The sequence below is a fragment of the uncultured Amnibacterium sp. genome, assembly GCF_964245895.1.
Classification (GTDB): domain Bacteria; phylum Actinomycetota; class Actinomycetes; order Actinomycetales; family Microbacteriaceae; genus Amnibacterium.
Genome location: NZ_CAXTOQ010000139.1, coordinates 1 through 8,828, shown reverse-complemented (window position 1 = coordinate 8,828; position 8,828 = coordinate 1). Strand labels below are relative to the sequence as shown.

The 8,828-nt window shown below is 70.9% G+C and carries 8 protein-coding genes; 4 read left to right on the top strand and 4 right to left on the bottom strand.

The genetic code is table 11. The features are described from left to right. The coding region (locus ACFE60_RS15220; RefSeq protein ID WP_375389712.1) for a hypothetical protein at positions 1–1,293 on the top strand (1,293 nt) is incomplete at its 5' end. A gap of 30 nt (positions 1,294–1,323) precedes the next feature. Next, the gene (locus ACFE60_RS15215) at positions 1,324–2,553 is read left to right on the top strand and encodes a CaiB/BaiF CoA transferase family protein (protein WP_375389711.1); all 1,230 of its coding nucleotides are present in this window, start codon (positions 1,324–1,326) and stop codon (positions 2,551–2,553) included. Positions 2,554–2,598: 45 nt separating this feature from the next. Here ACFE60_RS15215 and ACFE60_RS15210 read toward each other — a convergent pair whose 3' ends face one another. Continuing rightward, on the bottom strand, positions 2,599–3,306 hold the full coding sequence (locus tag ACFE60_RS15210) for a FadR/GntR family transcriptional regulator (protein WP_375389710.1): 708 nt from the start codon (positions 3,304–3,306) through the stop codon (positions 2,599–2,601). Here ACFE60_RS15210 and ACFE60_RS15205 point away from each other — a divergent pair. Next, the gene (locus tag ACFE60_RS15205) at positions 3,277–4,959 is read left to right on the top strand and encodes an FAD-dependent oxidoreductase (protein WP_375389709.1); all 1,683 of its coding nucleotides are present in this window, start codon (positions 3,277–3,279) and stop codon (positions 4,957–4,959) included. The genes ACFE60_RS15210 and ACFE60_RS15205 overlap by 30 nt on opposite strands. On the opposite strand, the gene ACFE60_RS15200 is transcribed toward ACFE60_RS15205, so the two are convergent. The 3 genes from ACFE60_RS15200 to ACFE60_RS15190 are packed head-to-tail and all read right to left on the bottom strand — an operon-like array spanning position 4,949 to position 8,351. Further along, complete coding sequence (locus tag ACFE60_RS15200; protein WP_375389708.1) at positions 4,949–5,650, bottom strand: GntR family transcriptional regulator; 702 nt, start codon at positions 5,648–5,650, stop codon at positions 4,949–4,951. The two genes, ACFE60_RS15205 and ACFE60_RS15200, sit on opposite strands and share 11 nt — an antisense overlap. Then, positions 5,647–6,894 (bottom strand): M20/M25/M40 family metallo-hydrolase, encoded by a 1,248-nt coding sequence (locus ACFE60_RS15195; protein ID WP_375389707.1) that lies wholly within the window; start codon positions 6,892–6,894, stop codon positions 5,647–5,649. Before ACFE60_RS15195 ends, ACFE60_RS15200 begins: the two co-directional genes overlap by 4 nt. Continuing rightward, complete coding sequence (locus tag ACFE60_RS15190; RefSeq protein ID WP_375389706.1) at positions 6,891–8,351, bottom strand: gamma-glutamyltransferase; 1,461 nt, start codon at positions 8,349–8,351, stop codon at positions 6,891–6,893. Before ACFE60_RS15190 ends, ACFE60_RS15195 begins: the two co-directional genes overlap by 4 nt. A 112-nt stretch (positions 8,352–8,463) precedes the next feature. Here ACFE60_RS15190 and ACFE60_RS15185 point away from each other — a divergent pair. Next, positions 8,464–8,828, top strand: a 365-nt coding sequence (locus ACFE60_RS15185; protein ID WP_375389705.1) for a heme-binding protein, incomplete at its 3' end; no start/stop codon positions are given.

Here is an 8,828-nt window from a genome sequence, read left to right as displayed (position 1 = left end):
GAGCAGGGGATGCGGCTGATGACGCAGACGGAGAAGATGACCGAGCGGGGGGTGCCAGCCGATCTGCACGCGTCGGTGGGCGGCACCGTCCTCTGGTGCCACTTCGACACCCTCACGTCGACGATCGTCGACGACCTCGCCGCCGCCGGGCTGAAGTCGGTGATGGTGATGGGTCGACCCGCCGACGCCGCCGCGACCGCTGCGCTCGCCGGGTCGTCCTACGCCGGGGGGCCGTACTTCCAGACCTACGACGTCTTCCCGCCCGGGTCCGTGGAGGAACTGGGCTGGCGTGGGGTGTACCCGCCGGAGGGGGCCATGACCGGCTGGCCGGAGGACCTGATCCACGACATGGCCGGCTGGCTGAACGCGGGTTGGCGCTATCTGCCCTTCGCGGACGGGGAGCAGTTCTGGCGCACCGAGGATCACCTTGATCCGACCGGTCGCGTCGGTAGGCGTGCGCGGGCCGTGCACAACGCGACAACGGTGCAGACCTATCGGCGGTGCCCGAGCCGCCACCTCCACGTGGTCCAGGAGCAGGGCGTTCCCATGCTGGAGCGGCAGGGCGCGACCGCGGTGTTCTACGACATCGCGACGGCCATGTACGGGCTGGAGTGCTACTCGCCCGACCATCCCGTGCACCGCGTCGAGGACATCGAGTACCGCAAGGAGATCCTCGACCTGCTGGCCGCGCCCGGCCGCCTGGTGCACTCGGAGGCGGGCAAGTGGTGGGGCATCGACCACGTGAACACGTTCGAGGGGCTGTTCTCCTACGACTGGGAGTTCAACATCGGGTCCATCCAGCTCGAGGACTACCCGGTGAACCCGGCGCGTCGCGCTTTCGAGTTCAACCTGGAGCACCGGGTGCCCTTCTTCGGCATGGTGGCCCGCCATGCCGTGGCCCGGACGATGTGGTGGGGCACCGGTCAGGACCGTCATGCCGAGACGTGGGGCTCCAACAACGCGATCACCGCGTTGTTCGGGGCCAATCCGATTTCCATCGTCGACCCCGACCACCCGCTGACCCCCGGCACGCCGCGATGGGAGACCTTCACCCGGGCGACCCAATCGTTCGACGAGCTGCGTGTTCTCGCCGGCGATCAGAACATCGTCGGCTTCGAGACCGATGGTCCCGACCTGGGGCGCACGGTGTTCGAGGGGGGCGCGTCCGTCGAGGCGAACGTCGGCACCGATGCGGCCGGCGGCCTGCAGCCGGGGGAGTACGTGATCCGCGACGCCAACGGCGTGACCGTCCAGCGGGTGACGCACCTCCCCGCCGCGCCCCGGGTGCGATAATATGACTAATTACGATGGTAGGAGCGGAACATGACTGAGCCCACTGGAGCCCTGGCAGGCCTTCGAGTGCTGGACGCGACGCAGATGCTCGCGGGCCCGCTGGCGGCGACCCGGCTCGGTGACCTCGGCGCGGACGTGGTGAAGATCGAACCTCCGCTTGTCGGCGAGTTCAACCGCACCCACGGTTTCGAGGACGTGCGGATCCACGGCGAGATGTCCACCTTCACGGCGGTCAACCGCAACAAGCGCAGTCTGGCGATCGACCTGAAGAACCCCGAGTCGCGCGGAGTCGTCGACGATCTGGTGCGCGGCGCGGACGTCTTCCTCCAAAACTTTCGGCACGGCACCGGGGAGCGACTCGGTGTCGGCTACGAGCGGCTCGCCGCCATCAATCCGGGGCTCGTGTACTGCTCGATCAGCGGTTACGGATCGACGGGGCCCTACCGGGACCGCCCCGGTCAGGATCTGGTGGTGCAGGGCTACTCAGGCTCCATGTTCTCCGTCGGCAGCGCCGGCGACGATCCTGAACCGGGTGCTCTCTGGGCCGCGGACGTGATGACTGGCTATCAGGCTGTGATCGGGATCTTGGCTGCGCTGCGCGCGCGGGAGACCACCGGCCGTGGCCAGCACGTCGAGGTCGACATGTTCTCCGTCGTCCTCGACGCGCAGCTGCAGGAGCTGGTCACCTTTCTGAATACGGGCCGGGCGCCGACCCGCACCAAGGAGCGGTCGGCTCATGCTTCCATCCCGGCTCCCTACGGCGTGTACCGGACGAGCGACGGTTGGCTGACGCTCGCCATGTCGCCGCTGCCCGCGCTCGGCGAGGTACTGGACGACGACTGGCTCCGCAGCCTGACGGACTACAACGACGGCCACACGCAGAAGGACGTGGTGTACGCGGCAATCCGGGACCGCTTCACCGGGCGGACCACAGCCGAGTGGCTCGCCCGCTGCGATGCGGTCAACCTGTGGGCCGGGCCGGTCTACGACTACGCGGACGTCGCGGCGGATCCTCATGCGAATCAGACCGGGACGTTCGTCGACCAGCCGTCCGCGGTGGAGGGGCTGATGGTCCGCACCGTGCGTCCGCCGCTGCGCCTCTCTGACACGCCTCCTGCTATCCGGCGAGGGGCACCGCGGCTTGGGGCGGACACCCGCGAGGTGCTCGCGGAACTCGGGTACAGCGATCAGCGGATCGACGACCTGCTGGTGTCCAGAGCGGTGGGGGAGCCGCTCACCGCCTCGTCGCTGCCCGGCTGACCTGCGCGGCGTCGCGTCACCGACCGGCGCGACCCGCCCGCGTCGTCAGAGTGCCGGTTCCTGCAGTTCCCGTACGTCGGCGGCGGCCGACTCCAGCAGCAGGTGCATGCAGGCGCGAGCGGCTGCAGGGTCGCGATCCTCGATCGCGGCGGCAGTGTCGCGATGCATTTCTAGGCTCCGCTTGATCGATACGCGGTGGCTGTGGACGTATCGGTCGCGGGCGGAGAGGCCGATGCCGATGACGACGCTCAGCTGCTCCATCAGCTCGTTGTGCGTTGCGGCCAGCATGCCCAGATGGAACTGCAGGTCCGCCTCCGCGAGCGCATCGGCTGTGACGGAGGCGATGGACATGGCGTCAACGGCGTCGAAGAGCGCTCGTAGGTCGACGTCGTCACGGCGCACCGCCGCCAGCTCGGCCGCGGCGGGCTCGACCATGACGCGCACCTCGTGCAGCTTGTCGAGGATGCCGGGGTCCGACACCGTGTCGAACTGCCACCGGAGCACGTCGGGGTCGAGCAGGTTCCACCTGGCCCGCTCCTGAACGAAGGTCCCTCGCCGCGGCCGGGCGTCGATCAGCCCTTTCCCGGCGAGCACCTTCAGAGATTCGCGGACCACCGTCCGGCTCACCGCATAGGTGGATGAGAGCTCCTCGGTACTCAGGATGGTGCCGGCCTGAAGCCTGCCATTTGTAATCCGGAGGCCGAGTTCGTCGACAACCCGTCCGTGCAACCCGCGATCCGGATACCGCTGCATCGCTCTCCTTCACGCCCTCAGATACACGGACGAGTTTGCATCGTATCCGCGAGCGTCGGCGACCGGCGATGCTGGGAGGAGGCATCCGCTGCGCCGGAGTCCGATTCCGGCCCCTCAATGAGCGACGTATACAGTATAATTTTGCTTGTGGTTATCGCAGCGCAGCCCCGGGTCGCCATCATCGGGAGCGGCTTCGCCGGCGTCGCCGCCGCGGTACGGTTGCGCGGCGCGGGCGCCGAAGTGCGGATCTACGAGCGCGCGGACAGGGTCGGCGGCGTGTGGCGCGAGAACCACTATCCCGGCGCCGCATGCGACGTGCCCTCGTTCCTCTACTCGTTCTCGTTCGCGCCGAAACACGACTGGTCGCGTCGGTTCGCGCCGCAGGAGGAGATCCAGCGCTACATCGAGGACACAGTCGACCGGTTCGGCCTGCGCTCCACGCTGCGCTTCGGGGAGACGCTTTCCGCGGCGACGTGGAACGACGAGGCCGGACAGTGGGCCCTGACGTTCGCCTCCGGCCTGCGAGAGACCGCAGACATCCTGGTGGCGGCCACGGGCCAGATGAGCACGCCGAACATACCCGCGCTGCCCGGCGCCGAGGGCTTCCAGCGGCCCGCGTTCCACTCCGCCCGCTGGGATGACGACGTCGACCTCGACGACCGCGACGTGGTGGTGGTCGGCACCGGTGCGAGCGTCATCCAGCTCGTTCCGGCGATCGCCGACCGGGCGCGCACCGTGACTGTCGTGCAGCGCTCGCCGGGCTACATCCTTACCAAGGGCGACCATCCTTATGACGGGCCGCAGGGTCGACTCTCGTCGCGGCTGCGCCGCCTGCGGTCCTATCTCGACAAGGAACTGCAGACTCCACAATTCATCCGCTGGCCCGCGCTGGTCGCACCCGCAGAGCGACGGTTCCGCCGCGAGCTGCGGCTCCGGGTGCCCGACGCGGACCTGCGCCGGCAGGTCGAGCCCGAGGACCGGTACGGCTGCAAGCGGATCCTCGTCTCGAACGAGTGGTACGAGACCCTGCAACGACCCGACGTGACCCTGGTCGACGAGCGCGTCGTCGCGCTCGCACCGACCGCCGTGGTCACCACCTCGGGCAGGGAGATCCCTGCCGACGTTCTGGTGTACGGCACCGGATTCCGGACCCACGCGTTCCTGGAGGGAGTCGAGGTGACCGGCCGGGACGGCCGATCCCTCGCCGCGGCGTGGGCGGCGGGGCCGGAGGCGTACCTCGGCATGGGGGTGCCCGGCTTCCCGAACCTCTTCTTGATGTACGGGCCGAATACCAACCCCGCCTGGAACTCCGTGGTCGTGATGCTCGAGTGCCAGGCGACCTACCTGGCCCGCATCGCCCGGGCCTGGAGGGCGCGCGGGCCGTTCAGCATGGCGCCGACGGAGCGGGCGCATTCGGCATTCGTGCAGGACATCGCGCGCCGCTCGGCTCGAAGCGTGTGGGTCACCGGCTGCGCCAACTGGTTCACCACCGCGACCGGTCGCAACACGCAGAATTGGCCGCGACTCGTCACCGCCTACCGTTGGCTCACTCGGCGCGTCGCATGGCGGGACTACGACGTCCGGACACGCTCCGGGCGCGACGGCGCGGAGGACCGGAGGCGGAATCCAGGGTCGGTGCCGGTCAGGACGTGAATGCGTCCGACCCGAGCAGTGCGGCGACGGCTCGCCCGGTCTCCTCGATGTGCTGGCGCGCCGAACGGCCCGCTCCCTCCACGTCGCCGCCGACCAACAGCCGGAGGAGCCGGTCCTGGCCGATCACCCACTCGACACCGAGCAACGCGGCGACCGGCGAGAAGTAGAATCGAGCCCGTTTCTCCAGCCCGAGGGAGAGGCCGCCAAGCACTCCGTTCCCGCCCGCGTCCCGCAGTGCGGCGTTGAAGGCGACCGCGGCGGCGGCCACCGCCGCCGCATCGCCGTGGTCGCTCGCGCTGCGGCTCGTCTCGACGATGGCGTGCAGCCGGGCCAGTTGCTGATCCGTGCGCCGCGCGGCGGCGAACCGGGCGACCTCCTGCTCGATGCCGGCCCTCGCTTCGAACAGCTCTGCGAGTTCCTCGCGGGTCCGCTCCAGCACGTAGACGCCGTAGCGGGGCCGGGTCTCCACCCAGCCGGCCTCGCCGAGCGCGCTCAGCGCCTCGCGGACCGGGATGCGGCTGACCCCATAGCCGGCGGCGATCTCGTCCGCGAGCAGCCGGGTGCCGGGGGCGAACTCGCCGCCGATGATGGCCTCCTCCAGCGCCTCGTGGATCTGCCGCGGCAGTGACCCGCTGACAAGCGGTCGCACCCCGGGATGCACTCGGCCGGCACGCGCTTCGGAGTCGATCATCGCGTCGACCGGCTGTCCCGTCGATCCCCGAGGAACCGGAGCGCGGTGAGGGCATACAGGGCGATGCAGCGGACCACCTCGTCCTCCTCCGCGTAGTCGTCGATCCCCGCAGAATACGTCGGCTGAGGTCCATAGCAGAGTGACGGCGTGCCGAGGCGGCGCCAGCGGCTCGCGTCACTGGCGGGCAGTCGCACCGCCAGCTCCAACGGACTTCGCTCGAATGCGCTCCACGCGGCGCTCCACGACTCGGCGATCGGGGAGGCGGGCAGGGTCACGTTCGGGTCCCACCCCTTCATCCGGGTAATCGTCACCCCGCCGTCGGGCACCGCGCGGGCGACCGCACCTTCCACGAGGGCCTGCGCGGCGTCAGCCGAGATACCGGGCGGCAGCCGCAAGTCCACCTCCGCCCGCGCGCTCGTCGCCACCTGGCCGACGAACGATCCGCCGATCAGGGTGCCGACGTTCGCCGTGAGGTTCAGGGCGGTGGCCTCGTCGGCGACGACGAGCCCCTTGAGCTCGCCGTCGAAGCCACCGCGGGTGCCGGTCAGCGCGTCGACCGCGGTCACGGCGGCCGCGATCCGAGCCGTTGCGGATCGGCCGCGCCGGACGGAGGAGGAGTGGCCGGGGTCGCCGACCGCCTCCAGCGCGAGCCAGAGCACGCCCTTCTCGCCGACGGCGAGGCGCCGGAATCCCGGTCCCTCCCCGCACAGCAGCCCGTCCGCGGCGAGATCCGGGCGGGTTGCCAGCAGGTGGGCGGCGCCGTGGTCGCCGAACACGACCTCGTCGCTGACTGCGGTGAAGGTGATCCTGCCCGACCAGGCGTCGCGGCGGTGGTCCAGCAGCGCCACCGCGTGCAGCATCGCCGCGACCGCCCCCTTCATGTTGCCCATGCCGAGGCCCTGGAGGCGGCCGCCGGAGCGGGTGAGCTCCCACACCGGGTGCGTCCAGGCGGCTTCGTCACCGGGAGGCATGGTATCGAGGTGCACGTTCAGCACGAGGTGGCGGCCGGGCCGGCCGGAATCGAGGACTGCGACGACCGACGGCATCTCGGGCAGGAGCGCCTGCTCCTCCGCGGCGATGCCGTGCGCGCGGAGGAAGTCGAGAACGACACCGGCGACGCGGCGGGTGTCGCCCGGAGGGTTGACGCTCGGTGCCGCGACGAGCTGCGAGCAGAGCCCCACCACCGACTCTCGCGCCTCCTCCGCCAGTCGGGCGATGTCCGCTGCTTCGGTCGGATCGGTCATGGGGTGCCTCCCGCACGGACGTCGCGCCGGCGGTCACCGGCGGCGAAGGGCCCGGTTGCGTCGACGCCCGCGACGACGACCGCACCGAAGACCGCGTTGCCGGGGGAGCGGGTGACGAGGTCGTGTCCGCGGGTCGCGAGGACCGGTCCGGCCTCGTGTCCCGCCTCGATCAGCAGCCGGCCGTCCTCGCTGCGCCACCGCGGGCGGTCGAGGGCTTCGGCGAAGGAGCATCCGGTGAAGCGCACCGCCGCGAGGATCTGCAGCAGCGTTTGGATCTGGCCGTCGGCGCCTGGCGTCGCGAGCCCGGTCGCCCCGCCGTCTGCGGCGAGCACCATGGCCGGAGCGAGGGTGTGCACGGGGTAGCGCGACGTCCCGGGCGCATTCGCACCCGTGGTGAAGCCTGCGGCGCGGTTCGCCAGGACGATGCCGAGCTCCGGCACGAACACCGCCGAACCGAAGTCGTCGAAGACGCTGATCAGTGACGAGACGACCGTGCCGTCCACGTCGGCCACGGCGACCCCAGCGGTGTGCAGGTAGGCGCGCGCTCCGCCGCGGCGGGAGGCGTGCACGAGATCGGGGTAGAGCCGTGCGCGCAGCAGGTCGGCGCCTCGCGACGTGACCTTCTCCCGGTACTCATAGACCGACTCCACCAGCTCGACGAGCAGGTGCTGGAGAGGAACGGACGGGTCCGGGTCACGACGATCGAGCCAGGCGGCGGCCATGGCGAGCAGCACCCCCTGGCTCGGCGGCGGTTGCACCACGAGCTTGCCGCCGTACCAGGGCACGCCGAGCGGCTCGGGGGTCGAGGTCCGGTGCGCCGCGAGGTCTGCGTCGCTCAGCGTGCCTCCGGTCGCGGCTACCGCCGAGACGATCGCCGCGGCAGCGGAACCGCGGTAGAACGCCTCGGGTCCGACGCTGCCGATGCGATCGAGCAGCGCGGCGAGCTCGGGCTGGCGCCGGAGCACGCCCGGCTCGGCCTGTAACAGGGCCGTGGGTGCGCGGCCATATCGCTCGAGTCGAGCGCGCTGCTTCTCGACGGCGGCGGCGAGCTGCTCGTCGACGACGTGGCCCACGGCGAGCCGCATCGCCGGCTCGAGCACGAGCGGCAGCGGCAGGCGACCGCCGCGCGCGTGCAGCGCGAACCAGCCGTCGACCAGTCCGGGCACTGTCACAGAGGAGCCGCCGTCCGAACCCCAGGTCGACGGCGCCAGAGCGGGGCTGCGTCCGACACCGTTGACTGCGACGACGGCACCAGCGGGGGTGCGTACGAGCGCGAGCAGGTCGCCGCCGAGGCCCGCCGCGTGTGGCATGACCACGGCGATCACGGCCTGCGCTGCGATCGCCGCGTCGACGGCGGAGCCGCCCACGTCGAGCATGCCCAGCGCGGCGCGGGTCGCGTCGGGGTGCGCGGTCGAGGCCGCGCCGCGGGCGCCGCGGATGGTGCGGGGGACGGACATCGGCAAGCCCTCCTCTTCGCGGCGGAATGGTCACCGCTCAGCTCGCAGAGCATCTGAGACCGCGGCGCACAGTGCGCGCAAGCACGCCGTGCGTATAGTTTATACATCGACGATGGGAGACACCATGACGACATCGGACGCCCCGCCCCAGGGGGCGGGTGAGATCGCCCTGCCAGAGCTGTCCGAGGCGCTTGCGGCGCACCTGATCGAGCTGTTCCGCGCATTCTGCGCCCGTCGGCAGCTCGCGCTTGCAGTCGCGGTCGTCGATCGCGGCGGCAACCCAGTCGCTACCTCGCGAAGCGACGGGTCTCAGCTCGGCGCGTACTCGCTGGCGCTCGACAAGGCCTACACAGCAGTCGCCTTCGGCGCCGCCACCAGCCGCTGGTCCACGTCGTCCGCCCCGGGCGGTGGGGACTGGGGCCTCGGCGGCTCGCTGGGCGGACGCGCGAGCGTCATCGCGGGCGACGCGCCCGGGGA